This is a genomic window from Dyadobacter sp. HNCC25DJ187 (genome assembly GCF_056895255.1).
Genome location: NZ_JBXHAT010000001.1, coordinates 2,133,210 through 2,159,092, shown reverse-complemented (window position 1 = coordinate 2,159,092; position 25,883 = coordinate 2,133,210). Strand labels below are relative to the sequence as shown.

The window sequence follows — 25,883 nt, the reverse complement described above, 5'->3', positions numbered from 1 at the left end:
TTTTCCACAACGCTGTACACATTATTTTTTCTCAATAGCGTCAATCAGCTCTGATAGCACTTCCACCACACCATTTTCATCATTGCTTTTGGCAGTGAAGCGTGCAATGTTCTTAATGTCCGGATGCGCATTAGCCATGGCATAGGAGAAATAGCCCTTTTGCAACATTTCAAGGTCGTTGAAATAGTCTCCGAAAACCATAGTTTGGTCGTACGTTACGCCGAATTTCTTTTGCAGTACATCCATAGCAACACCTTTGTTGGCCAGCGGATGGGAAATGTCCAGCCAGATTGGTCCGGAAACTTTCACTTTTAAAGTATTTTCAAGGTGTTTGTAATGAGGGTAACTATTCGCCTCCGATCCGGTGAGATCACACAAAGTGAATTTCAGGAATTGATCGTCTTCCACTTTCAGTAAGTCTTCAACGATTTCATAACGTTCAAAATATAACTCGAGCTGACTGATAAACTCCGGTTCCGAGTTTTGTACATAGGCTTTCTTTTTGCCACAGATGATCGGAAATGTATGAGGAATACCCTTTGAAATCCTGATCATATCCCTTACGATTTCATGCTCGATAGACTGTACATGAATTTCTTCGTCTCTGAAAACCACATAACTGCCATTTTCAGCAGCGAAAATGACTTCGTCTTTCACCTCATCCAGCGCTTTCAGGAGGTTGTAATATTGCCGTCCGCTTGCTGCCACGAATACAATTCCCTGTTCTTTTATTTTTTTGAAAACAGGTACAAAGGAATTGCTGAGTTCATGTTTTGAATTTAAAAGGGTGCCATCCATGTCGGTAGCAACTAAACGGATATCAGAAATATGCATAATTTGATATAAGATGTCGATCTATAAACAAGTACAAATGAATAACGTTGGTTCCTTTGCAAGCAAGGTTTTATCCAATTGTGCTATTTTATTTGGTTGAGGATGAACCTGGCTTTATTCGCTGCTGTTTGCCTAGAACCGTATCTGATGCAAATCAAAGTCTTTATCATGAAGTTGTATAAGTATTATCTGATCGCCTTTCTTTCTTTTGTGATCTGGGGATTTTTCAGTTTGGCTTTAAAACCGTTACACAATTATCCTTCGCTGGATATCCTTTTTTATCGTGTTTTTTTGTGTGCGGTCATTATGCTGGTGATCAGTCTGGCGGTTCGCGTGAGCGTCCTGAAGCGGAATATTGCAATTTTTAAAGCGATGTCGGCTACGGAAAAGAAAAGCATTATTCTCAGAACATTGGGGGGCGGAGTGCTGCTGACGGCCAACTGGTTTTTCTTCATTTATGTAATGAACCACATCAGTGTAAAAGCAGCATCTTTTGCCTATTTGGTGTGTCCTATATTGACGACAGTTATTGCTTTTTTTGTGTTGCAGGAAAAACTCAGTAAATGGCAGTGGGCTGCCGTAGGCCTGAGTGTTGTAAGCTGTTTGTTATTGTCTTTCAATAATATCGCCGATGTTGCTTACAGCATGATTGTTGCCTTATCCTACGCTTTGTACCTGGTAACGCAGCGTAAGAATTTTGGCGTGGATAAATTTCTTCTTCTAAGCGTTCAAATCGTCTTTTCTGCACTTATTCTTTTGCCCTTTTACCCGTTTTACAGCGCACCGCTGCCGTCGGAACCTGTATTTTACGAATTCATATTGCTGATTGCCGTGCTATTTACCATTATGCCTCTTTACATGAATCTCTACGCATTGCAGGGTGTAAACTCATCTACGATGGGCATTATGTTGTATATCAATCCGTTAATGAATTTTACAATAGCATTACTATACTTCCACGAACCCATCAACAGGTTCCAGATTGTTGCCTATTCGCTGATATTGTTGTCCATTGTAGTATTCAATGAACGACATATTTTTAGAAGGAGAAGTGTTGTAACGGGGTAGCCGTTTTTTGTTGCGCGATCACAGATGTATAGGATCAATGGAAGCGTATACTATTCATTTATCTTGTTTCTAACGGAAGTGTACTTACACCAACTCACCCCTCATTTTTCTTCTGTTTCGATACTCTGTACATACCCAGGAAAAGCGCGATGAGGAAGTAGCGAATAAATCTGTTCCTGGTCATCATGCCGTCTTGCCAGGAAAGCAATGCATCATCGAAAGAATTACCGCTTACTAAGGAATATCCCACTTCCAGAATAAAGCTCACAACAAAAATTCCAATGAAAACTTTAAGGGTGTAAATGGCAATGGCACTCAGATTCAGATCTTTCATTCCAGCAGGATTGTTGATTACTTCACGCAAAATAGGAATATTTTTTTGTGAAGCAACCATGTACCCGGCAACCCAGAGTGATTCGACTGGCCAATTCATGTGTACCTAATCCTGGGAAATTTGTACGTATACCGATGATTTGATGAATCCGTACATCCGTTCATAGGTATATAACTCCCGAAACTTATTTTGGAGGAAAAGGACTTTAACGGGTACCAGTTGTTTGGCTTCCACATGACATATCACCCGAAAAAAGTATAGCATTGTTTTTAGAAGGGCCTGTTGCCACCATGGACTCATTTTTTCATCAATATAAAAATCAGCAAAAAGCCATTTTCCTCGGGTAGTAAGTGATTGTGAGAGTTTATCGAAAACCAATGCTACCCTTTCTTCTCCAAAATTATCAAACAGGAAAGCGGTGAGGATAATATCGAAGTGCTGATCAGATTTGAAATCTTCAACAGGCATATTTACAAATTGAACTTCATTTTTCCCAGTATTGTGCCTTTTCGCCAGTTCCATCATTTTTTGGGAGATTTCCACATACGTTATCTGAAGGCCGGAAGGGTGTGTTTTAGCGAGTTCCGAAAGAATCCATCCTGTTCCTCCTCCTACGATCAGGACAGTACTATTGGATGGTATATGTTGTAAGAGGCAGGTTTGAGAAATAATCAGATTTCGTCTGAAAATAATCCTGCTCAGCCAGTCATAGTGAGTGGCTATCGGGTCATAATTGTTTTTCATAGTGTGTGTGGTTGTATCAGTTTAGTATGCGGAGTAATGCAATTCCTGTTATCCCGCAAACTGCCTTCAATAGCAAAAGACCATCAATGACAATCAGATAATACAGAATTTTTTTCGGGCGCTGCAACGCATAGGCGACATACAACAGACTCAAAAAAGGTATCAGATTTATCCCTATCACTACAGCACTGAAATTCTTGAAGTAGGTAAATATAAGTAAAGAAATTATTCCTACAAGCAGCAAAGGAACCAGGACGAAGAATATCGTTTTATGGAGTCCAAATCTTACTACAAACGTTTTGAGTTGCCTGTTTGAATCGTCTTCATAATCCTTGATGTCAAACATGATTGCGTTAACAGTACAAAACATCCAGTTCTTGATGAAGAGCCAGAGCATGAAGTCAGGTTGGGATACTCTAACCCCATACTGAATATGTGCCATCGCAACTGGTAAAAAGTTAACCGAACCTGCCCATACGAAACCTATTACAAATGCTTTAAACCAGCCCGTATTACGCAAATTGAAAGAGCTGGGAAGTAATCCGTAATACAGCATTGCAGCAATAGGGAGGCTGAATAGCATAAGCCAGTAGCTGATCGGTAAAGTTAAAATCGATGGCAGGTATCGATATGTCAGATAGCCCGCGGAGAGCACACAGATCAACAAGAATATTTGCTGTGTAATAGATGTAAAACGCTGGTGAGATCTGTACCATTCTGTTCTGGGATTCCTGGAGGCCGGAGCAGATGCGGCTCCTGAGTAAGCGTAGGTATAGTATAAAACGGTGGCCGCAAATAGCAGAAGGTAGTATACAGGCGACGCAAGAGGTAAGTTCAATTGAAATACGGTTTCAATTGAAAGTGCTACTGCCAGTAATCCGACGAAGTAGTTGGCAAAGAATATGAACTGAATAATTCGCAAACGCATCTCTAAATGTAGTCATACATCAGATGCAAAGGTAAAGCAGGATGGATAGGATATTGAAATTCCCGGAAAAGTTGTCGGCTTCACCGGGAAAATCGTGCTGAGACTAAGCCGTCGCAGCTATTTTATGCTGGAGATACTCGTATATAGAACCAACGGTTTGTAGCTTGGGATAATCGTCATCAGGAATACTCACCTTGAACTGATCTTCCATTTGAAGGACGATGTCTACGGTGTCAAGACTATCCAGTCCAAGATCGTGGGTAAGACTGGCATTGTCGGTGATGGACGATGTAGGGAGGCCGGTGGATGTGGCCAGTATTTTACGGAGCTGCTCTTTCATTTTTACATGGTTTGAGATAATATTTATTGTGGAAGTTTTCCTGTAAAGTTTATTTCAAGCAGTAACCTGTTATGTCTTTTGAGATACTTACGTGTATAGTGTGCCAACGGGAAAAGACCTAGAGTCTATATATGATTTACCATAAATCTTTTCCATTTGTTGCAAAAACAATTCCGATTTTGTCAGAAAGTATGTGTTGCAGGTTTGCTTAAATTGTTTTTCTTTTTGGTACTATTATCTGATTCAGTTCGAATGTTTCAGTATGAAAAGGTTTCATGGGGCATATTTTCTAAATTCGGTCATCAGAACTAATCCTAACTTTATTTATGAAGAAAATATCCTGTACGCTGATCGTTGCGGTTTTACTATCAACCGGTTATGGTTATGCTCAGAAAAACGATGCTGTGATAGATGGTATCGTTAAAGAAGCAACAGAGAATTCTCAGCTGGAAAAACTTGCTCATGAGCTCATGGACGTAGTGGGGCCAAGATTGGTAGGGTCTCCCCAGATGCAGCAGGCCAACGATTGGGCAATAGCTAAATACAAAGGCTGGAATATTGCAGCGAAAAATGAAAAGTGGGGAGAATGGAGAGGTTGGGAACGAGGTGCTTCACACATTGATATGGTATCGCCACGGGTAAAATCACTGGAAGGAATGCAGCTTGCATGGAGCCCGGGGACAGGAGGCAAAACAGTAACAGCAGATGTCGTGATCGTGCCTGACCTTGCAGATTCCCTGGCCTTTCAGAAATGGTTGCCGTCAGTAAAAGGAAAGTTTGTGATGATCAGTATGAATCAGCCCACAGGACGTCCAGATTACAACTGGCAGGAATTCGCAACTAAAGAGTCTTTTGAAAAAATGAAGAAAGAGCGCGAGTTACAGACCGAAGCCTGGGGGAAAAGAATAGCAAAAACGGGTTTGAATGCACGTACATTACCCGCAGCGCTGGAAAAAGCGGGCGCGGTAGGTATTGTGATGTCATATTGGTCGAAGGGATTTGGAGCCAATAAAATCTTTGGCGCCAATACAAAGAAAATTCCTACAGTGGATATAGCGTTGGAAGACTATGGTTTGTTATACCGACTGGCTGAATCAGGAAATACGCCGAAAATCAGTGTAAAAGCTGATGCGAAAGAACTAGGAATGGTTCCCACATTCAATACCATTGCGGAGATAAAAGGAACTGAAAAGCCTGAGGAATATGTAATTCTATCTGCACATTTTGACTCATGGGATGGTGGAACCGGTGCTACAGACAATGGGACAGGAACAATTGTGATGATGGAAGCGATGCGTATCCTCAAGAAAATCTATCCGAACCCAAAACGTACCATACTTGTAGGGCATTGGGGAAGTGAAGAGCAGGGATTGAATGGATCGCGTGCCTTTGTGGAGGACCATCCCGAAATTGTCAACAATATTCAGGCTGTATTCAACCAAGATAATGGAACAGGCCGTGTGGTGAATATGGCAGGACAAGGTTTCCTGAATTCCTATGAGTACCTGGGACGCTGGTTGTCGAAAGTTCCTGATCCAATTCGTTCGCAGATCGAAACACGTTTTCCCGGATCGCCGGGAGGGGGAGGTTCAGACTTCGCATCCTTCGTAGCTGCAGGAGCACCAGCATTCTCGCTGAGCTCTCTGAACTGGTCTTACGGAACCTATACCTGGCATACCAACAGAGATACCTATGACAAAATCGTGTTTGATGATGTACGCAGCAACGCGATCCTGGCGGCTATTCTGGCTTATCAAGCAAGTGAAGATCCTGCAAAAACTTCCCGCGAGAAAAGCGTGTTACCATTGAATTCAAAAGGTGAGCCGGGTGTGTGGCCTCAACCTCAGAAAGCAACAAGAAAAGGTGGCGTGAACTAATTTAAAAAGACTGATTAGAGCCGGTAGCTTTGGAATAATTTCTGAAGCTACCGGCTTTTTTATTTAGTGGAATTTTTAATTAGGAGTGTCTCATTCAATCTGTTGCTTTTTACTTTTCGGCTTGCTCAGAAAGATGAGCACTATACTTGCCTTTCATTTGACTGAAATTGCTCAGTTCAACTCGTACAAACCACGTGACATCACAGTTCTGTTAGTTTGCTGATCAGTTAGTTTCCGTCAGGTTTCACTGTATTTGCAAATGGGCTTTGTGGAAAATCGAAGGTATCAGCAGGGTCTGGTTGAGCCGGATCGTATCCGGGAATACCTGGAAGCAGATAAGATGCAAGCTGATCATCCGCTTTTCGTATACCTTCGATAATGCATTTAGCTAATTGATAGGCGCCATAATTGCTAAAGTGTGTATTGTCAGAAATGGCTTCGTTTCTTCCGGGATAGGTGCCTGCAGGCATATGAACGAAAGCTTTTTTGGATTCTTCAACGCCCAGCGCTTCCCAGAGTGTTTTACTCATCGCGTTCAGATCAATGAGTGCTACCCGATGTTCGTGGGCTGTTGCGCGTACAGCCTCCGGGAAATCCCCCAGTGTATTGATAATCTGTCCGGTTGAATCGAAGTTGCGCCGGTGCATAGATGTAACCAGTACTGGAATCGCACCTTTGGCTTTTGTCTTTTGAATCATTTCTTCCAGCATAGACTTGTATCCGACAAATGGCAACAGGTCTTTCTGTTTCTGGTCATTGTGAGCAAATTCAATCAATAGATAATCTCCCTTTTTCATTTGGGAGAATATTTTGGCTGATCTTTTTGAAGCGTTGAAGCTCCTTAAAGATTCTCCTGATTCGGCGTAGTTGGCTATGACAACAGAATCAGGTTGAAAAAAGCGTGGAATCATTTGTCCCCAAGACGCATAGGGTTCATTGGCCTGATCGACAACGGTTGAGTTGCCAGCCAGGAAGATGGTCCGGGCCGTGTGGTTGGGGATAATTTCCAGTGCACATATTTTGGGTTGTTTGCCTGTGAATTCAAAGGTGAGCTGGTCGTCCCAGTGCAAATAACTGAGTTCCCGTGGCTTCAGCGTTATTTTTTCGGTATCACTGATCTGAGGTGAACGAAGATTCACTGTAAAGTCAGAACTGGCCCATGATCCATTAGAAGTAACTACATTTTCAATCATCAATCTCCGGCATTCCACTTTTACTGTGGTGTGCGAAGTACCCTCCTGATCTCCCGTAATCAACCTGATATCATAATTTCCTTCCGGCAGCTTTACAGAAAAGAAAAAGGCGGAGTCGGCTGTGATAAAGTCATTGCGCAGCTGATCTTTCCCTTTCCGCAGTGTACTTCTGACCTGAGTACCCGGAAGAAATCCATATCCTTTTTCCGTGGTATAGGTCATATTCGGGGTCACACGGACATAGGTTTTTTCAGCCTTACCGGTGCCAAAATCAAAACGTAGCGGTTGCGCCACTACGTTTTGAAATATTCCCATCCATATCAGACAAAACAAAAAGCTATTTTTTTTGAAGCAACTGAACAGAGCTGTCATTAATTTCAAAAGATTTATTATTCAGTAAATTAATTACCTCAGCTCCGGCCATAATCACAGGTCCGTAACCGTGCGCTGCAAATGGACTGATAGGTCTGTGATAATAAAATGCGGGATCAAATCCCATCCCGGTTCCTACGCAGGTTCCTTCCACCTGGCCTTCTTTGTTGATTTTCGTCGAGACAGCATTCCATGCAAGCAGGGTCATCGGCGCATAGGTAAGTCCGTCGACCCAGCCGCTATTGATCGCTTTTGCAATAGAGTAGGCGTAGATTGCAGTAGCCGATGTCTCCAGATAAGAATCATTGCGATCCAGTAATTGGTGCCAAAAACCTGAGCCCGACTGATAGGAAGCCAGTCCTTTGATATGTGCTTTCAACAGTGCAAGGATTTTTGGCCTTCCCGGGTGGTTTGCCGGAAGTACGTCGAGCAACTCTACTTTTGTAAGAATTCCCCAACCGTTGGCTCGCGCCCAGTGAAATTGTGGGTGTTCTGTCATATTTTCTACCCAACCATGCATGTAGACCCCTTTTTCCTTATTAAACATGCGGTCAGATATCTGCAAAACCTGCTTTACGGCTTCGTCATAATATTTTTTCTCTCCTGTCAGCTTACCCATTTGTGCCAGTGCAGGTACAGCCATGAAGAGGTCGTCGAGCCAGATTGTGTTTGGTTGAGGTCGCATTCTGGCCAGTGTACCATCTTTTAATTTATGCTCCTTGTTAAGAATGTAGTCAATATGGCTGTCGATCAACGGTCTGAAATTGCCTTTGCTACCGTCGCGCGTTGCCTTGATCATGGCTGCACACATCGCTCCGCAATCATCCAGTGCATGAGGATCCACGAGTCCACGTAAAGGACCCGAAGTTGCCCAGTCAGCATGTTCCTGGCTTGTCTTTTTGAAGTATGGAACAGATTCAGCAATGAACTGCAGACGGGTATCTGAATACTCTTTGAACTTAGGGTCACCTGTTACTTTACTTGCCAGAAGCATAGCTGCATACGTTACACCCCACTCATAGCTTACAATCCTGTAGTCACCCTTTTGCAAAGCTGTATTCTGATCTATTTTCGTCAGATCAGTAACTGGTTTTCCTGTCTTGGAATCAACAAAGGCTGTTGGCGTCACTTTATTCAGGTATCCATGAATGCGGTTGAGATCCGCCACGATATTTTCCTTTTTCACGATACCGTACGGCACAGGGTAATCAGGTTGCAGCAAGTGCAAAGGGGTATTGGAATCGTTGGCTTTGGTTTCGTTTCGCTGGGCAAAACTATTATTGCCAAAAGCAAGCATGCCAGACAGAATGACACTGGCAGCAATATGATTTCGATGTGGAAAATTGAGCGGCATATACTATAATTTGGGTCTTTATACGGGTTGCAAATATGCTGTAAAAGGAGTGATACACATTCACGTACTCACCTGCTTCCGGAATTATTCCGGAACATACATATCCTTTGGCAAGAAATAGTTAGAAAATCCCTTCACTCTTTTTTAGCTTTGGTTTTATCAGAAACAGATATAGTAAAATGATCATCAATCAAGTAATTCAGCATAAGGAAGATACGCTTCTTCTAAGAATATTCAGAGAAGGTGAGCAGCCGTCTGATCAGTCGATGTTCAAAGGTGAAAAAGGGGAGTTGTGGTGGTACTCTTCTCAAGAGTTATGGGTAGGGTTGGGAAGGGACATTAAAATACCCAATCTTATCAAAGTACTTCGTTCGGTATTTTTCAAAAGAAAAGATCGCTGGCCAGGATTTATTACGCTGGATGCAAGAAAATTAACTGGTGAAGAGCTGGAATTGGTTGTAAACGGCATACTCTTGGGAGGCTATAATCTGCAACTTTATAAATCTGAGCCAAAGCCATTGAGTGCGTTTTTTTCTGCCAATGGGCAACTTGATATCTGGATTGAGCAGGAATCTCCTGAAATCGCTAACGCCGTTTCGCTGGCACAGCTTACAGCCGTTGTTCAAATGCGGATTATGGATCTGATGAATGCGCCAGCCAATTACAAAACACCGCAAACACTAGCACACTGGGCAGTGGAATCGGGGCGAATAAATCATTATGATGTAACGGTATTGCAAAAAGAAGCTCTGCAGCAGATGGGCATGCATGCTTTGCTGGCCGTAAGTAAGGGAAGCGATGTGCCGCCGGTAATGATTGTTACGGATTACAAACCAGAGGCATATGATAAAACCATTGTTTTTGTAGGAAAGGGTGTCACGTTTGATACAGGAGGGATTTCGATTAAGCCATCTGCCAATATGCACCTGATGAAGAGCGATATGGGCGGAGCAGGAGCCGTGTTGGGAATTGTCGAACTTGCTGCTCAACTCCGGATACCGGCCAGGATTATCGGGATTATTCCTTCCACAGAAAACAGCGTGGACGGTTCAGCCATGAAGCCGGGTGACGTAATCGGGTCATATGCAGGAAAAACCATCGAGGTAATAGATACAGATGCAGAAGGCAGGTTAATTCTGGCGGATGGACTGGCTTATGCTGTGAAGCATTACAGCCCTGATGTGCTGATTGATCTCGCTACATTAACAGGCAGCGTGATACAAACACTGGGCTATGAAGCAGCCGGATTGTTCACTCCGAATGATGACCTGGCACGCGACCTTACACTGGCGGGTGAAAAGACCGGAGAAAGATTGTGGAGATTGCCGGTATGGGACGAATACAAAGAAGAAATTTCTTCTGATGTGGCGGATTTGAAAAACTACCATGGCAAGCCTTTGGCAGGAGCGATTGTAGCAGCCAAGTTTCTGGAAGTTTTCACGGCTTCACATGTATCATGGGCACATCTGGATATTGCCGGTACTGCTTTTGGAGACAATGAGTTTGCACCCGGACGCGCCGGAACTGCATATGGAGTTCGTCTTCTTAGGGAATTTTTAGATACGCTTACCGGAAGAAATTAGTAATCCATATTAAATCAATATAATATGTGCTGTGTTACTTGCTTAATTGGTGCTTTTTGTTGAATTTGAGAAGGTAAGCCTGAGCTTGGTGTAATATCAGATCGGGCCATTGTTCACCGATTCGCGACTTTATGAGCCATACTTTGACCTTCCTTTGTATTTCAACATTCTTTAAGGGTAATGATTTTCTGAGAGCTTGTAAGAGCGCAGGGAACACCGTTTTTCTGCTTACTGCAAAAAAATTGGAACATAAGCCCTGGGCGAGAGAGAGCGTTGATGAATTCTTTTATATAGAAGAGCAGGAAAATGGCAGTTACAATATGGAAGACATGATCACGGGTCTTGCCTATGTGATGAGAAGTCGGCCAGTTGACCGTATCGTAGCACTGGATGATTTTGACGTAGAGAAGGCATCTCATTTAAGAGAGTATTTTCGCATTCCCGGCATGGGACAAACTACCGGCAGGTATTTTAGGGATAAACTGGCTATGCGTACGAAGGCAGCAGAATCAGGAATACTGGTGCCCGGATTCTCAGCTTTGTTCAATGATGAGCAGATCAATACTTTTATCGATAAATATCCGGGACCGTGGATGATCAAGCCAAGGTCGGAGGCATCGGCGACAGGAATAAAAAAGATGCACACTGCAGAAGAGCTGTGGGAAACCATTCATGATCTCGGAGATAAGCGGCATGCTTATCTGGTAGAGCAGTTTAAGCCCGGAGATGTGTATCATGTAGATTCTATATCTTATAACAGCCGCGTCATTTTTCTTTGGAGCAGCAAATATTTGTCTCCCCCTTTCGATGTAGCACATGAAGGAGGGATTTTTCGATCGGTAACAGTACCGTTTGATTCCGCAGAAGAGCATGCACTGGAAACACTGGCGGTAGATTTGCTGAAAGCTTTTGGATTAAGGCATAGCGCATCCCATACGGAGGTTATTCGCTGTCATGATGATGGAAAGTATTATTTCCTCGAAACATCTTCACGAGTAGGTGGAGCGCACTTATCCGAAATGGTGGACGCTTCTTCGGGCATCAACCTTTGGAAGGAATGGGCAAAGATGGAAACTGCCGAAGCGAGGGGTGAAGGTTATAAACTTCCTCCTGTACGCAAGGATTATTCCGGCATCATCATTTCACTTACCCGGCAGGAATACCCGGATCTTACTCCTTTTAATGACCCGGAGATTGTTTGGCGAATGGACGAACCTTACCATATTGGTTTAGTTGTAAGAGCTAAGACAAGGGAAAAAGTAATGGAGTTGCTGGATGGCTATGCAGCGATCATTCAGAAGAATTACCATGCTTCTGCTCCGGCTCCGAAAAGACCATCACATTAAGATTTTTCAGACCATTGTGGTCAGTACAAAAAAAATAAATCATTTTTGTACTGAAACGACATCCGCCCCAAAGGTTTACAGACTGATTGGGCGGATGCTGCTGTTTTATTTTAGTTAGAAGTCACGATTCCTGAGTCATTTATGCATTTTAGAAACCTGGTTTTTTTTATTTCGGCTTTCATATGGCTGGCAGGCTGTAAAAATAATGATGTAGAACCACGCAACCAGATACTGAAAGACGGACTTTCCTATGAGCTGGATAAGGGAACGCTGGTAGGCTATGGTAAAATGAATGAAGGTGACGTGGGATATAACTTACACCTGTATTTGATGTCTCCCGATGTATCCATTGTGGGTCGAAATGAAGTTCCGGATTCACTGGCAGGCAAAGGGCATCTGATCAGCTTTTCATTGTTTAGTAGTCAGGAGAGAGAGCTTGCATCAGGCACGTATCAGTTTGATGGATTTGGCACAACCAATCCTGAAACATTCGGAAATGCATATACCGTTTTTAATGCCAACTATACGAATAAAACCGGCAATGAAAACAAACTGATCGCCGGAAAAGTAATCGTAAGCAGAACCGGGGATCTATATAAAATTGATTTTGATGGGGTAGATGATACGGGAAAGCATTTGATCGGGCATTATACGGGGGGAGTTTCATACTTTAAGGGGAATTGATATCATCGTCCTTGTCTAAAGACAAACAAGCCAACCGTGAGGTCAGCTTGTTTGAAATCATCAGTTAGAAGAGTATCAAGGCAATTTAAATGCCTGACGGCCAACAAGCAGCCAGTTTCCTTTCGTTTTTTGCCATACCAGAAGTACACCAAGCTTCGTAGTGCCAGGCTCTTTGCCTTTGTTGTGCGTATCGCCGGTAAGCTTATGGCGAACCAATGCTACATCGCCGGATAGCGTAATAGTTTGCTCACTCAGGTCAATTTTGGTAAAATTGGATTCATCACTTACAATAGCACGAATGAACTCTTTCTTATCCTCCAGCAGCCCGTTGCTATGGCCATAAGTTAGTTTTGGAGATGTGAGCTTATTTAGTTCAGTTTCATTAGCATCTACGATAGCAATCCGTAATTTCTCTACTGCTGCCGCTACCGCTTTTTCATCTGCACTCTGAGCAAAAGATATGAGTTGAACTGCCGCCAGAAATAAAATAGTCAGAAATGTCTTCTTCATTTTGTAAGTTGTTTTTTGAACGTATGAATATACAAAGCCTTTCTTAAAAGCTAAAAACGGACTATATTTTTACCTGCTCCATTTTCGGTGCAAACAAGTGCATTACCAGCCATGCCAGCAAGTATGCACATCCGCAGATGATGAATATGATGTTATAACCAGCTCCGATATTACCCAGCGCTTTGTAATTGTCAAGGATGATACCCACCATCAATGGGAATAAAATACCGCCCACTGAACCTGCCATGCCTCCGATTCCTACAACAGAACTAACCGCTTTTTTCGGAAACATATCTGATGCAGTAGTAAAAATATTAGCGCTCCATGCCTGGTGAGCAGCTGCTGCAAGACTGATCAGGAATACAGCTTGCCAGATATTGGTCGTGTACTGAGCCAGCATAATTGGCATAACCAGTAAGGCAAATATGAACATAGATGTTTTTCTTGCCCGGAATATAGGCCATCCTTTGTTGATCAGATAACCGGATAGGTAGCCTCCTCCAATACTACCAATGGTAGTAGCTGTGTAAACGATCACCAGTTCAAGACTTGGTTTGGATAAATCCAATTTGAACGCTTCCGCAAAGTAGGACGGTAACCAATACAGGAAAAACCACCAGATGGGATCTGTCAGCATTTTACCAAAAACGAAAGCCCAGGTCTGGCGTACTTTGAACAGATCAAGCCATTTAACAGGCGCTTCTTTGCTGGTGTCAGGTTCGTTATCACTGAGGATATATTCAATTTCGGCTGCATTGGTACGCGGTTGTTTGTTAGGCACTTCATAGTATTTGATCCAGAAGAACAGCCAGATAAAACCTACTGCCCCGGTAATTAGAAACGCTTCCTGCCAACCGTAAGCACCAAGAATCCAAGGAACCATGATGGGCGCCACAACGGCACCAATATTAGCACCTGAATTAAAAATTCCGGTGGCCAGTGCACGTTCCTTCTTGGGAAACCATTCAGCAGTAGCTTTGATCGCCACGGGGAAGTTACCTGCTTCACCCAGACCGAGCAAAGCACGCATGAAACCAAAGCTGAATGTACCGGTCGCAACGGCATGAAGTACCGCGGCTATACTCCAGACTACGACTGATATGATATAGCCCAATTTTGTTCCGATCCTGTCAATGATGGCCCCAAAACCGATCAGGGAAATGGCATAGGCTGCCTGAAACGCCATAACGATATGACTGAAATCAGATTCTGTCCAGGAAAACTCTGCTTCCAGAGTTGGTTTTAATAAGCCGAGTACCTGCCGGTCCAGATAGTTGATGGTGGTTGCAGCGAAAAGAAGAGCTACAACTCGCCAGCGGTATTTCGTCATTTGGGTTTCCATGTAATGCGGTTTTGGATTAATGAGTAAGTAATAAATTTAATGTCCGGCCTGAAAAACGGGCTGACCAATTCGATTTTTATAGATGTGAGTTCTGAAGGATTTAAGTGCTTCCATTGCTCCTTTGTCAAGTATCCATTCGAGATAGAGGACGACACACTCTTTGGTTGTCCCTGTCTGGGTAAGATCTTTTCCCCAGATAGAAACATCTTTCAATATCAGATCAACCATATCCGGAAGTGACTTCATTTGCCATTTTTGATAGAAATATGCAGCCTTTGGATCCTGTATGAGATAAGGCTTGCCATTGCTCTTTCCATAAAAACTATCTCCGTTTTTACGATAGGACTTCATAAAATACATATAGGCTGCGAGTCCAAAAGTGATATAGTCAGGATGCTTGCCAAAAAGCTGTTCAAAGCTTTCGAAAGAAGGCATTACCCGTGATAATATTTTAGCAGAGTAATTGGACGTTATATTCAACCATTTATGATCGATGTATGGGTTTCGGAATCGATCCATGACCATTTTACTAAATGCCGGAGCTGTTTCCGGATCAGTCGGGTAGATGAGTGAAGGTGATATTTCATCTTCCAGCAAGGTGCTCAAAAAATCTGAAAAATAGGTATCATCCATTGCTTCCAATACCGACGTAAAACCACAAAGATGCGCTAATCCGCCGCCAAGTGTATGCGCGCCATTCAGGATGCGGAGTTTCATTTCGCGGTATAGACTGATATCGGGCTGGATGACAACACCGGGATCTGCCTGAGCGAATGACAGTACTTCTTTTACATGCTCATTACCTTCAATGGCCCAGAGATTGTACATCTCTGTAGTAATTAAAAGTTCATCCTGATAACCCAGCTCTTCCTCGATTTCTTTTCTTGTATTCAGATCTGGTTTCCCCGGTACAATACGGTCCACAAGGGAATTGCAAAACGAGTTATGCTGTTCAAGCCAATCGATAAAATTACTTTCCAGTCCATTGCGGTGCGCAAGTTCTAATACAATGGATTCCAATTTAGAGCCATTTTCCGATATCAGCTCAGTTGGTAGAATCACAAGACCATGGTCAGGACTACCGCTGAATGCCACAAAGCGTGCATAAAGGAATGCCAGGAGTTTTCCCGGATAGGAGATGGGGGGCCATTGGTAGATATCATCCGGCGCAAGCTGAATACCCAGTTCCGTGGTATTTGAAATAACAATACTGATGGCGGGATTTCGGGCAAGATCGAGTACCAGCGACCACTGTGTACGTGCGGAAAGTACCCGGCTGATGGCTGAGCATATTACATTTTCCTCAACCAATCTGCCGTTTTGAATACCACGACTGCAGATCGTATACAGGTTATCCTGTCTGTCGAAGGCTTTAAGGTCGCCCTCATCAGTGGATTTAACCACTACAATGCGCCCGTTGAAGATACCCTTACGGTTTGCTTTATCAATGTAATAGTCGGAAAGGCCACGAAGGAATGCACCGGTTCCGAACTGGAGCACTTTTTCAGGAAGCTTAAATATATCATCCAACGGTACTTCTACTGAAGGATGCCCTCTCAGCTGTCGGAGGTTTTCACGGAAAAGATAGCTCATACGCACGTCCGGTCATAAGTGTAATTACATATTCATTTGGATTGCCATCCTTCATATTTGCGGGACAACAATTGGGCTGGCCAGGTTCCATAATAAGCGTAACCCACCCGTCTTTCATTTTCAATCTCGCTTAATTTTTCACGTTTAATGCCATCGCGTCCACAAAAGAAAGGTTTCCCTGTCTCCAGGTCATAAAACCTGGCCCATATCCGGCCACCCGGAGCTTCCACCAGGATCACATCCTGTCCTTTGGGTTGCTTTGCATCTTTTACTCTCTTCACCCCATAGCCCGAGATTGCAGCGGCATCCAGCCAGTTGAGTGCCCCCAATACGGCTTCTCTGATCTCTGGAGTCGGATTAGGGATATCCATTAAAAACCGGGTAATATCAACACTTTCTCCACCGCTAAATGAAGCCAATTCAAATGCTCTGGCATTGGCCGGCTGGTAAGTGACATGATCGTGCTGCGCACACCAGACGGTAGGTTTCCCATTCACTCTGATCTGCGTTTTAAGTATACATGCAATACCTGCTTCCACGGCTGCAAAGGCCTGTGTTTTGAGCTCTGCATCAAATACTTTGAAATCATCCTTTCCTGCAGCAACATCCTGTAGAATCCGCAACGCGTTCAGCATCGCATCATCGTTGTAGGTGATGTGTTTCCGATAGCCACTGGTATCCGGGAAAAACTGAGGAAATCCACCATTTTCGTATTGCATTTTCAATAAGTAACGTATGCCTGTTTCTGCAGCATTCAGGTACTTTGGATTGCCTGTTTCTGAATAAGCTTTGGTAAGATGGCGAATCTCTCTGGTAGTAGCATTGTTATCTATGGTAGCATCCGGATGTTTATAGCTATTCTTTACCCGCTCTATGAAGTGACTGCTCCAGGCATAGTTATAATTGAAAGCTTTGGTGTCGATCTGCTTTGGCCAGCCACCTGAAATCCTTTGTGCAATTAATATTTTTTCTGCTGTGGAATCTATTTTGGTTTCAGCAGAAACAGATGCTGTAGTCAGACTTGCACCGTGAGTTTGCCTGGGTTCAGCCAGCGAGACCATGGTCAGAAGAAATAAAAAATACCGCATACTATCCATAGCATTCCTTATTTTGAAGCTTGTTTCAAAAGCCAGTTGGCCAGGTCTTTTCCGGCTTCAAAATTTTCGAAGCTGGTATCAATCCGGCGGCCGTCGGTATACTCATTATACAGCCATGGATCACCTACCGCGAATACTGTACCCTTTCCGTATTTTGAAATCCCGAAAATGATGTCTCCCTGATCTGTCAGTCCGGATTTGGCCGGTGATGTCAGGATCAGAGGAGAAAGCTCCTTGATGTAGATTTTGGAGGCAGTTTTAAATATCGGATCTCCTTTTGGAATATCAAGGCGGCCTTGTTCGAATTGTGTCCCCTGTACCATGTTACGGTTTTTATTAGAGAACTGTATACCAAATACTTTTGCAAGTTGGTTGAAATGAGGGATTTCACAGTTTGCAGTATCATTGGCCATCAACACCAGCACGCCACCTGCTTTTACCCATTTTTCAATAGCTGCTATATCTTTGGGTTCTACAAAATTGGGCTCGGCCGTTTCCTTTTTTGTATCCGGATCAACAATGATATAAACGCTCAGATTTTTCAGGTTTTCAGTAGTAGGAGCGGCCGGTACTGAAACAGTTTTTGCTCCCAACTCACGGAAAGTATTGCCCCACAGCCAGAAGCCGGAATGAAATCTATCCTCCCATGTATAGTGAAATTGTTCCTGCTGACCATTCGGGCCTTTTCTGAATTCACGATTGAAATGATAATCCAGTCCTACGGTTTTACCTTTGCCCACAGTGTTTTCCTTTGCAATCTCCATTTCGATACTTGCGAAGATAAAAGGACCAACTCCTTTCAGGTCATTTTTGCGGATTGGCTCACTAAGGTAGTATTCGTAAGTACCATCACGGTAGGGATTGCCTCCAAGTCCACCGACACTCACTGTTTTGTCAAGACTAACCAGTCCGTCCGCTTCTACTTCAATAAAATTTTTGATAATACCATCAAAACCTTTTTTCGCAGTAGCGGCATAGGTTTCAGGAATGTATCCCAGGCGTGATGCTTTTGCAAGCGCATATACAAACATGCAGGACGCTGATGCTTCAAAATAATTACCTTCTCTGTTGCCCTGATCTACGATCTGGTACCAAACACCGGAGGATTTGTCCTGATACTTGGCCAACACTGGTGCCAGTCTTTTGATGTAGCTGATGAGTTGAGCACGCTTGGGGTGATCTTCAGGAAAATAGTCCAGAACATCAACGATGGCAATGGCATACCATCCTATAGCCCGTCCCCAGAAGTGAGGAGATCGACCTGTTTTTTTATCAGCCCATTGCTGTTCCCTGCTTTCATCATAAGCGTGGTATACAAGTCCGGTTTTTTCATCAACGGCATACTTTTCAATTAGCTCAAATTGTTTTGCGATGTCGTCAAAATGCTCCGGGTGATTAAAAATCTTGCTGTATTCAGCAGCAAAGGGTTCACCCATGAAAAGTCCATCCAGCCACATCTGGTTCGGATAGCGTTTTTTATGCCAGAAACCGCCTTCTTTGGTTCTGGGTTGCTCTTCCAATTGTTTCCAAAGTAAATCAGCCGCTTTTTTATATTTCTCTTTGTCTGGCAACGTTTGCTGATACAAAGTGAGCAAAGCACGTCCCGGAGGTATATTATCAATATTGAAATCATCAAATTTATAGGAACGAATACTGCCGTCTTTATTCACATACTGATCAATATCTTTCCGGATGTAATCGAAATATTTTCCTTCACCGGTGCGGTACCATACTTTTTCAATGGCCTTCAACATTAATCCCTGCTCGTAGTCCCACCTGGTTTTCGTGTTTTTACCAACTAAAATGGAGTCCTTGTGGCGTGCTATGAATGAGTCGGTCATACGTCTCGACCACGGTATATCCTGAGCAAAAGATCCGATAGATACCAACATGCCAATGATCAGGAATGCTATATTTTTGAAGTTCGGTGTACTGATTTTCATTATAAACGATGTAAGTGCTAGGTTGTAAACTGAGATGTGCTATTCTTTTACAAAATCTTCCCGCATCGGTGTGAAGATGTCAATAAGAACACCGGCTTCAAGGCAGAGTGCGCCGTGTACCACATGGGGTGGAATGTAATATCCGTCACCAGTTTTAAGAATTCCTTTTTTTTCTCCGATGGTCATTTCAAATGAACCGCTTTCCACATAGCTCATCTGTGTATGATAGTGACTGTGCAGTGCTCCGATTCCACCGGTTTCGAATGCGACTTTTACCATCATCACATTTTCGTCGTAGGACATGATTTTACGTTTCACACCACCACCAAGATCTTCCCAGGGAATGTCATTATCGGTGATGAATTGGTTTTCTTTTTGAAACATGATTAGATTCTTTTATCAAAATTTTGAGATGACAGGCCTTTATGGCTAATCAGAGCGAGAACTTTCTTGTGGTCTTTGACTACTTCCTGCTAAAAACTCTCTCAGTCGCGTTTCCACCAAACTGAACTGCCTTCTTTGCTTTCTTTTCGTCTGTATTAATCAGCTTAATGGATTTAGATCTGTCGCCGGAAACATTCAAAAGCAAATTTCTTCCTTCCGCGTATTGTATACCATCCATGGTTACGTTAGTGCTATTCTGAATCTGCATGACCGTTTTGTCCTTGGTCAGCAGCGTTACGTTTTTCAGATTGATATTTTCGCCTTCGATACATACAAAACCCTTGTTACTCAGCAGTACGGCATTTTCGATTGTAATATTTTTGATACTCATTTCAGGTAATCCGCGTACCATAATTCCGGTTTCAGCACCTTTGGCAACAACATTACGGATATTGAAATTCTGGAACTGAGGGGTGCCGTCATTGACAGGCTCCGACTTCATCACAGGCAATTCGTTTTTCTCACCTGGTTGCGGAACAGGATCTTTTGCCATATAGTACATATCGAATAGAATTGCTTCGCCGGGAATGTTGGTCATGTTAATATCGGAAACAAAAATGTCCTCTACTACGCCACCGCGGCCTCTGGCCGTTTTGAAACGCAGACCTACATCTGTTCCAAGGAAGTTGCAGTTGGTGATGAATATGTTTTTAACCCCGCCCGACATCTCACTCCCGATCACGAATCCGCCATGGCCATGGAACACCGTCGAGTTCTGAACGATGATGTTTTCAGTAGGTACGGCGCGTTTACGTCCCTCTTCGTCGCGGCCGGACTTGATACAGATACCATCGTCACCCACATCAAAAGTACAGTTATCAATCACTCCGAACTTGCATGATTCCAGATCGACACCATCCCCGTTTTGTGCGTACCATGGGTTACGTACCGTCAGATTGCGAAGCGTAATGTGCTCGCAAAGCATAGGATGAAGATTCCACGCCGGAGAGTTTTGAAATGTTACACCATCAAGCAAGATCTTTTTACAGTTTGTGAAACGAACCATGTTCGGGCGAAGGAAATCCTTGAAAGGAGCCACATTACTTTCATTGTATCCGGCAGCAACATTTCCCGCCCCTTTTGTATTGTTTCCCAATAGTGATTTTTCCGTTGGGTACCAGATGCGCTGATCTTTATCAAGAACACCGCCTGAAGCGACCAGCTTTTTCCATTGTCCGTCGGTTAGTTTGTCTTTTTTTACTGCCCGCCATACCTGTCCGGCTCCATCCACAATACCGCCACCTGTAATGGCGATATTGGTTGCATTGGTAGCGCTGATAGGTGACTGACAGCGAACAGCGTCCAGCCCTTCCCAGCTCGTTTTCACAACCGGGTAATCGTCGTAGTTATCACTGAACTGAAGTAACGCACCTTTTGATATATGCAGATTAACGTTGTTTTTCAAAACAATGGGGCCACTCAGCCAGAAACCGTCAGGAATCAGAACGGTACCTCCACCCTTTGAAGAGCACTCATCAATGGCTTTATTGATCGCTACAGAATTAAGCTGAACACCATCACTTTTAGCGCCGTATTGGATAATATTGAAAGTATCTTTTTTGAATGCAGGTAGCAGCACTTTGGGTAATTCATAAACATACTTGTCAGTTGTACCGAAATGCTTCAGAGATTTGGCCAGGTCCGGAATCTGATTTTTGATTCCGTCTGCAACGATGCCTGCCATCACAGATGCGCCGTATCCGGAAAAATGCGTGTCGTCAATCAGCCCCTTGGGTGCCTTCGGATATATACCGCCTTCTAAATGCATGAAAAGTTCCTTTGAAGCTTCCGGTCCCATACTCCTGATTATTTCACCACTTTTGGAATGGAGATCAATTAACGGAACTTTCAATTCGCTGGCAACAGCTTTTACGGCAGCAGGATAATCTCCATGTGTATCGAAAAATACTCCTTTTTCATCAAATCTTCTGCGCATAACCGGCGTAATTAGTACAGCCTTTCCTCCTTTTGCCTGTGTTTCCTTCACGAAGCGGGTCAGGTTTTTGCGATAGTCGGTATTAGGTGCAGAAAAACGGCTGGTATCCTTATCTTTCTGGTCGTTGTGGCCAAATTGAATAAACACCCAGTCGCCAGGTCTTAAATCCTTCAAAACAGCTGTCCAGCGACCTTCATTAATAAAACTTTTTGTACTTCTACCGTTCTGTGCATGATTTTGAACGGTTATCTGATCATCATTAAAATAATCCTGCAGTACCATTCCCCAGCCTGTTTCAGGTGCATCTCCTGGTTTTTTGTTTGACAAAGTTGAATCACCAATCAAAAAGACCTGAACCCGATTTTCAGCCGGGCGGAAAGCGAAGAATATGACAAGGGAAAGTAGGAATAATTTTTTCATGCAATTGACTTATTTCAATACAAAGATGATAGGCACCGGACGTAGTGATCTGGTGGGTAAGACGAGTTTAGATGTATTAATTATAATTATCAAACATTAAATTGTGTTTAATTGTGCAATCGTTGTCGGGAACGTTGCCAGAGAATGAACACAGGGCCGGAATAGCGAAACGGAGCTGATTTGAGGGTTTTATTTCTCCTCTTGACCTTTAAAGAAGGCTTTTTGTAATCGTGTATAAATTGAATTTTACCAAGATGTGTTTGTAGGTCGCCTACACATTGCATTCTTTTTAGTAAAAGTGATCTGGTTACACGATTGTGCTTCGCATGCCAGGTAACATCCACCGAGAATCTTCATTCATTTTTGTGTTGCATTTAAAAAATGAATCCAATTCCGGTTTCTATGATATTCTTCACAGGTGTTGGGTCGAAATTCGATTTGTTCTTCCTATACTGGTAATTCATTTTTAAAACGATATTCTCTCTTGTATTGAAATTTGCTCCCACCGTAAGTATATCAAGGTTATTTTCTGTTCTTGTCAGACTTACCAAATCCGGATGTATTGCATGGTGGGTATTCAATCTTTCATATCGGGTAAAGAGACTCAATTTCATATCCTGATTGTCAAACAGGAAGTTGCTTTTGTGTGTCTTATTCTTCCTGTTTCTTTGTAAATATGGTAATATGTCGCAACCCAGCTCAAATAAATAGCCGTATGTTTTTTTGCCCAATACCTGGCCGTTTTCTCCATTTTCATCCTTGGTTTGCTGGTATATTTCTTCTGTATTCCCAAGCGTGCCGTATGTTCCTACGGTTACGAATCTGAAATTATTCCAGTCATATTTGGCGTAGGCGGATGTTAAATTGATTCTTCCTTTGATTTCCCTTGGCGTGTTGGTAATGTCTATCGTGTTTCCTTGTCCGGAATTTCCATAGTATCCTGACGCGGATAGCATCAGATTTTTTACACCATGATAATTGATTTGTGGATTAACAGAAAGGGATTTTGGAGCATCAAATCGGATTTCTCTTCCTTGTCTTATCCAGCTTCCGCTTAAATAGTTTTGGCTGTTCAGGCCTTGGGAGAATCCAAGTGCATAGCTCCAGTTTTTGAATACATTTCCATAAAACATAGTGCCAAATTCTATCCAGGTGGATGGTGTTATCAGCCGCTCTACTTCAGAACGGTTCACTGAATAAAACATGACAGGTTCGTCATTGTTGTTTACATAACCTATCGTTAGCGGATAAAATCCAATTCTTGCTTTGAGATAATCTCTAAAAAGATAGTCAACGAATGCTTCCACGACAATTTCATGATGGGTTTCCTGGTTTTTATAGTGCAGAAATTCTATCTGAAATTCTGAGTTCCAAATCAACTTATCTGTAAGCCTGTAACCGAAGAAAACGGCCTGCCGGTACAATCCTGAATAATAAAGTTCCAGGTCTCCAACGTTGGTGTTTACATTATTTTGTACAGGAACATAATTGTATTCGCCAAAGCCACTGATCGACCATTTTTTATCAGAGAAAAATATTTTTGAAGCAGCCAGCGCCAGTCCGGGTTGTTGCTGAAATTTAGGTTTGGCTGAGATTAAGCTATCTGTTAGTTGTGGTTGGGCATCGGTTTCAGATTGAGCATACGTTTTTTTGCTGCTGTAAATGAATAGGATTAAAATTAAGAATATGTTTTTCATGGTCAGGCAATTAGCTAGTTATTCATCAGGTAAATAACTAGTAAATCAAAATACGCTCTCTACAGAATTGCTTTGAGTCTGGTTCCTGTTTTGTCAGGTGGAATGGTTATCCAATTTACCAGGTACTTATTATAGGCGAGCTGGAAGTTCACAGTTGACAAAACAACATTGGAATCTGATTAGATTGTCTCAGCCAAAAAGCATCAGAGCCGAATAAGTCATAAAGACTTATTCGGCTCTGATAATATAAAAGTAATGTAATTTATCTTAAATCCCCAATCAAAACGGCATCCATGTCCGTATAGTCCTTATTCTCTCCGGCCATTCCCCATATGAAAGAATAGTTGGATGTGCCGCATCCTGAGTGCACTGACCATGGTGGCGATATGATTGCCTGGCGGTTAGCTACCCATAAGTGTCGGGTTTCAGATGGTTCACCCATCAGGTGAAGTACGCGTTGCTCTGCAGGTACATCGAAGTAGCAATATGCTTCCATACGGCGATCGTGCACGTGCGATGGCATGGTGTTCCATACACTTCCGGTCTGCAATACGGTTAGTCCCATCACCAACTGGCAACTTTGGATACCGTCCATGTGGATGTACTTGTAAATTGTACGGTGATTTGATGTTTCCATACTGCCTACTGTCACGGGTGTCGCATCTTCTTTGGAGAAGTGGCGGGTAGGGTGGGTGTGATGCGCTGGTGAGGAAAGTAAATAGAATGCTGCAGGATTAGCTGCATCCGCGCTTGAGAAAATCACCTCTTTGGTTCCTTTACCTACATATACGCAACCCAGTTTACTGATATTGATGGTTTCTCCATCCGCAATTACTTGTCCGTCTCCACCAATATTGATGATACCGATCTCGCGTCTTTCCAGGAAATACTCCGCGCGCAACGAATCAAACGTTTCTAGTTTCACAGGACCATTGGCTGGTATCGCTCCTCCGATCATTACACGGTCGTAGTGAGAGTAAACGAAGGAGATCTTATCAGTCTCAAAAATGTTCTCTATCAAAAAATTCTCGCGCAAGCTCGCAGTATCCATTTGGGAAACTTCCTTACGACTACTTTCAAATCTTATTTGCATATTGTTAGCTATGAGTGGTGGGCTATTAGCTGTCAGCTTTTTGCCAAACCTGTTTTTCTATCTATTTTGAAAAGTGATTAAAAGGAATTCTGGCATGTTGTGTCATCAATCGTTCAGTCCGCTAAACAGAGCCTGACTTCTCTTCTTCATTCCTAATTCTTAACTTCTATTTTCGTTCAGCCCGCCTGAGGGCGTGCAGACCGAAGCCTGACTTCTCATTCTTCATTCTTAACTTCTATTTTCGTGCAGACCGGATACTTACCGCCCCATCCATCCGCCGTCTACGGTCAGTGTGATTCCGTTGACATAGTTGGAAGCATCAGATGCCAAAAATACGGTGGGTCCTTTAAAATCTTCCGGCAATCCCCATCTTCCTGCAGGAATCCGGTCCAGTATTGATTTACTTCTGACAGCATCATTCCGCAATGCTTCTGTATTGTCGGTGTTGATATAGCCTGGAGCAATAGCATTTACATTCACACCTTTGCCTGCCCATTCATTGGCGAGTGCTTTTACAAGTCCTCCTATCGCACTTTTAGAAGCCGTATATCCGGGAACATTGATTCCCCCCTGAAAAGTGAGTAAAGATGCAGTAAATATAATCTTTCCGTAGCCGCGTGCCACCATTTCCTTGCCGAGTTCGCGCGAAAGGATAAATGGAGCATCCAGATTGATGTTCAATACCTGATCCCAATATTCATCGGAGTGCTCTGCAGCTGGCTGGCGCAAGATGATTCCGGCATTGTTGACCAGAATATCAATCCTCGGATGATCCTTTTTAACCTGTTCGATAAAGGCATACAGTTTTTCACGACTGTTCAGATCCACCTGATATGCATAAAACTTACGTCCTGCACCGGTTACCGCTTTTTGAATGTCACTTTCCCCGGCAGGTAAGGATGATGAAATTCCTATTACATCTGCACCGGCTTCGGCCAGTGCTTCAGCCATTGCTTTTCCTATACCCCGGTTGCAGCCTGTTACGAGTGCGGTTTTTCCTGTAAGGTTGAATTGATCCGTAATGCTCATTAAATATGATTTGAAATGGTTTTGACGAAGTAAAAAAGAGTTGATTAACTCCGTTTGAATAAGTTATCTACTTTCATCGGCGGCGATTTTAGAGCTATTTATTATAAATATCAAATATAAAA

At 43.1% G+C, this 25,883-nt stretch carries 22 protein-coding genes; 5 read left to right on the top strand and 17 right to left on the bottom strand.

What is annotated here, in order from left to right; translation table 11 throughout:
* Positions 1-21: 21 nt before the first annotated feature.
* Positions 22-834 (bottom strand): HAD family hydrolase, encoded by an 813-nt coding sequence (locus tag AC1XUE_RS08915; protein WP_483355584.1) that lies wholly within the window; start codon positions 832-834, stop codon positions 22-24.
* Positions 835-1,002: 168 nt separating this feature from the next.
* On the opposite strand from AC1XUE_RS08915, the gene AC1XUE_RS08910 reads away from it, so the two are divergent.
* Positions 1,003-1,902: an EamA family transporter gene (locus AC1XUE_RS08910; protein WP_483355583.1), complete on the top strand. Its 900-nt coding sequence runs from the start codon at positions 1,003-1,005 to the stop codon at positions 1,900-1,902.
* Between the two features lie 94 nt (positions 1,903-1,996).
* Here the strand turns inward: AC1XUE_RS08910 and AC1XUE_RS08905 are convergent, their stop codons facing one another.
* The 4 genes from AC1XUE_RS08905 to AC1XUE_RS08890 form a co-directional block, all read right to left on the bottom strand.
* Positions 1,997-2,335: a hypothetical protein gene (locus AC1XUE_RS08905; RefSeq protein WP_483355582.1), complete on the bottom strand. Its 339-nt coding sequence runs from the start codon at positions 2,333-2,335 to the stop codon at positions 1,997-1,999.
* Between the two features lie 6 nt (positions 2,336-2,341).
* A complete protein-coding gene (locus tag AC1XUE_RS08900; protein ID WP_483355581.1) occupies positions 2,342-2,980 on the bottom strand; it encodes a class I SAM-dependent methyltransferase in 639 nt (212 codons plus the stop codon).
* A 16-nt stretch (positions 2,981-2,996) separates the two neighbouring features.
* Positions 2,997-3,908, bottom strand: a complete 912-nt coding sequence (locus AC1XUE_RS08895; protein WP_483355580.1) for a UbiA family prenyltransferase — start codon at positions 3,906-3,908, stop codon at positions 2,997-2,999.
* Positions 3,909-4,011: 103 nt separating this feature from the next.
* A complete protein-coding gene (locus AC1XUE_RS08890; RefSeq protein ID WP_483355579.1) occupies positions 4,012-4,248 on the bottom strand; it encodes an acyl carrier protein in 237 nt (78 codons plus the stop codon).
* 326 nt (positions 4,249-4,574) lie between these two features.
* On the opposite strand from AC1XUE_RS08890, the gene AC1XUE_RS08885 reads away from it, so the two are divergent.
* On the top strand, positions 4,575-6,125 hold the full coding sequence (locus AC1XUE_RS08885; RefSeq protein ID WP_483355578.1) for a M20/M25/M40 family metallo-hydrolase: 1,551 nt from the start codon (positions 4,575-4,577) through the stop codon (positions 6,123-6,125).
* A gap of 227 nt (positions 6,126-6,352) precedes the next feature.
* On the opposite strand, the gene AC1XUE_RS08880 is transcribed toward AC1XUE_RS08885, so the two are convergent.
* Both AC1XUE_RS08880 and AC1XUE_RS08875 read right to left on the bottom strand, forming a co-directional pair.
* Positions 6,353-7,633 carry a rhamnogalacturonan acetylesterase gene (locus tag AC1XUE_RS08880; RefSeq protein WP_483355577.1) on the bottom strand — a complete coding sequence of 427 codons (1,281 nt, stop codon included), beginning with the start codon at positions 7,631-7,633 and terminating at the stop codon, positions 6,353-6,355.
* Positions 7,634-7,655: 22 nt separating this feature from the next.
* Complete coding sequence (locus AC1XUE_RS08875) at positions 7,656-8,987, bottom strand: glycoside hydrolase family 88/105 protein (RefSeq protein WP_483356012.1); 1,332 nt, start codon at positions 8,985-8,987, stop codon at positions 7,656-7,658.
* Between the two features lie 236 nt (positions 8,988-9,223).
* On the opposite strand from AC1XUE_RS08875, the gene AC1XUE_RS08870 reads away from it, so the two are divergent.
* The 3 genes from AC1XUE_RS08870 (at position 9,224) to AC1XUE_RS08860 (ending at position 12,657) form a co-directional block, all read left to right on the top strand.
* Entirely contained in the window at positions 9,224-10,627 is a 1,404-nt protein-coding gene (locus AC1XUE_RS08870; RefSeq protein WP_483355576.1) for a leucyl aminopeptidase family protein, read from the top strand.
* Between the two features lie 131 nt (positions 10,628-10,758).
* A complete protein-coding gene (locus AC1XUE_RS08865; protein ID WP_483355575.1) occupies positions 10,759-11,973 on the top strand; it encodes an ATP-grasp domain-containing protein in 1,215 nt (404 codons plus the stop codon).
* Between the two features lie 141 nt (positions 11,974-12,114).
* Positions 12,115-12,657 carry a hypothetical protein gene (locus AC1XUE_RS08860; RefSeq protein ID WP_483355574.1) on the top strand — a complete coding sequence of 181 codons (543 nt, stop codon included), beginning with the start codon at positions 12,115-12,117 and terminating at the stop codon, positions 12,655-12,657.
* 75 nt (positions 12,658-12,732) lie between these two features.
* Here AC1XUE_RS08860 and AC1XUE_RS08855 read toward each other — a convergent pair whose 3' ends face one another.
* The 10 genes from AC1XUE_RS08855 to kduD all read right to left on the bottom strand — a co-directional run bounded on the left by AC1XUE_RS08855 (position 12,733) and on the right by kduD (position 25,761).
* Positions 12,733-13,167 (bottom strand): nuclear transport factor 2 family protein, encoded by a 435-nt coding sequence (locus AC1XUE_RS08855; protein WP_483355573.1) that lies wholly within the window; start codon positions 13,165-13,167, stop codon positions 12,733-12,735.
* A 61-nt stretch (positions 13,168-13,228) separates the two neighbouring features.
* A complete protein-coding gene (locus AC1XUE_RS08850; protein WP_483355572.1) occupies positions 13,229-14,509 on the bottom strand; it encodes an MFS transporter in 1,281 nt (426 codons plus the stop codon).
* A gap of 36 nt (positions 14,510-14,545) precedes the next feature.
* The gene (locus AC1XUE_RS08845; RefSeq protein WP_483355571.1) at positions 14,546-16,102 is read right to left on the bottom strand and encodes a tagaturonate reductase; all 1,557 of its coding nucleotides are present in this window, start codon (positions 16,100-16,102) and stop codon (positions 14,546-14,548) included.
* A 32-nt stretch (positions 16,103-16,134) separates the two neighbouring features.
* On the bottom strand, positions 16,135-17,199 hold the full coding sequence (gene pelA / locus AC1XUE_RS08840) for a pectate lyase (protein WP_483355570.1): 1,065 nt from the start codon (positions 17,197-17,199) through the stop codon (positions 16,135-16,137).
* A gap of 8 nt (positions 17,200-17,207) precedes the next feature.
* Positions 17,208-19,091 carry a glycoside hydrolase family 88 protein gene (locus tag AC1XUE_RS08835; protein WP_483356011.1) on the bottom strand — a complete coding sequence of 628 codons (1,884 nt, stop codon included), beginning with the start codon at positions 19,089-19,091 and terminating at the stop codon, positions 17,208-17,210.
* Between the two features lie 90 nt (positions 19,092-19,181).
* On the bottom strand, positions 19,182-19,526 hold the full coding sequence (locus AC1XUE_RS08830) for a cupin domain-containing protein (RefSeq protein ID WP_483355569.1): 345 nt from the start codon (positions 19,524-19,526) through the stop codon (positions 19,182-19,184).
* A 79-nt stretch (positions 19,527-19,605) separates the two neighbouring features.
* The gene (locus AC1XUE_RS08825) at positions 19,606-21,942 is read right to left on the bottom strand and encodes a glycosyl hydrolase family 28 protein (protein WP_483355568.1); all 2,337 of its coding nucleotides are present in this window, start codon (positions 21,940-21,942) and stop codon (positions 19,606-19,608) included.
* A 374-nt stretch (positions 21,943-22,316) separates the two neighbouring features.
* Complete coding sequence (locus AC1XUE_RS08820) at positions 22,317-23,639, bottom strand: hypothetical protein (RefSeq protein ID WP_483355567.1); 1,323 nt, start codon at positions 23,637-23,639, stop codon at positions 22,317-22,319.
* Positions 23,640-23,901: 262 nt separating this feature from the next.
* Positions 23,902-24,732, bottom strand: coding sequence for a 5-dehydro-4-deoxy-D-glucuronate isomerase (gene kduI, locus AC1XUE_RS08815; RefSeq protein ID WP_483355566.1), 831 nt, complete (start codon positions 24,730-24,732; stop codon positions 23,902-23,904).
* Between the two features lie 258 nt (positions 24,733-24,990).
* Complete coding sequence (gene kduD, locus AC1XUE_RS08810) at positions 24,991-25,761, bottom strand: 2-dehydro-3-deoxy-D-gluconate 5-dehydrogenase KduD (RefSeq protein WP_483355565.1); 771 nt, start codon at positions 25,759-25,761, stop codon at positions 24,991-24,993.
* Positions 25,762-25,883: the final 122 nt, after the last annotated feature.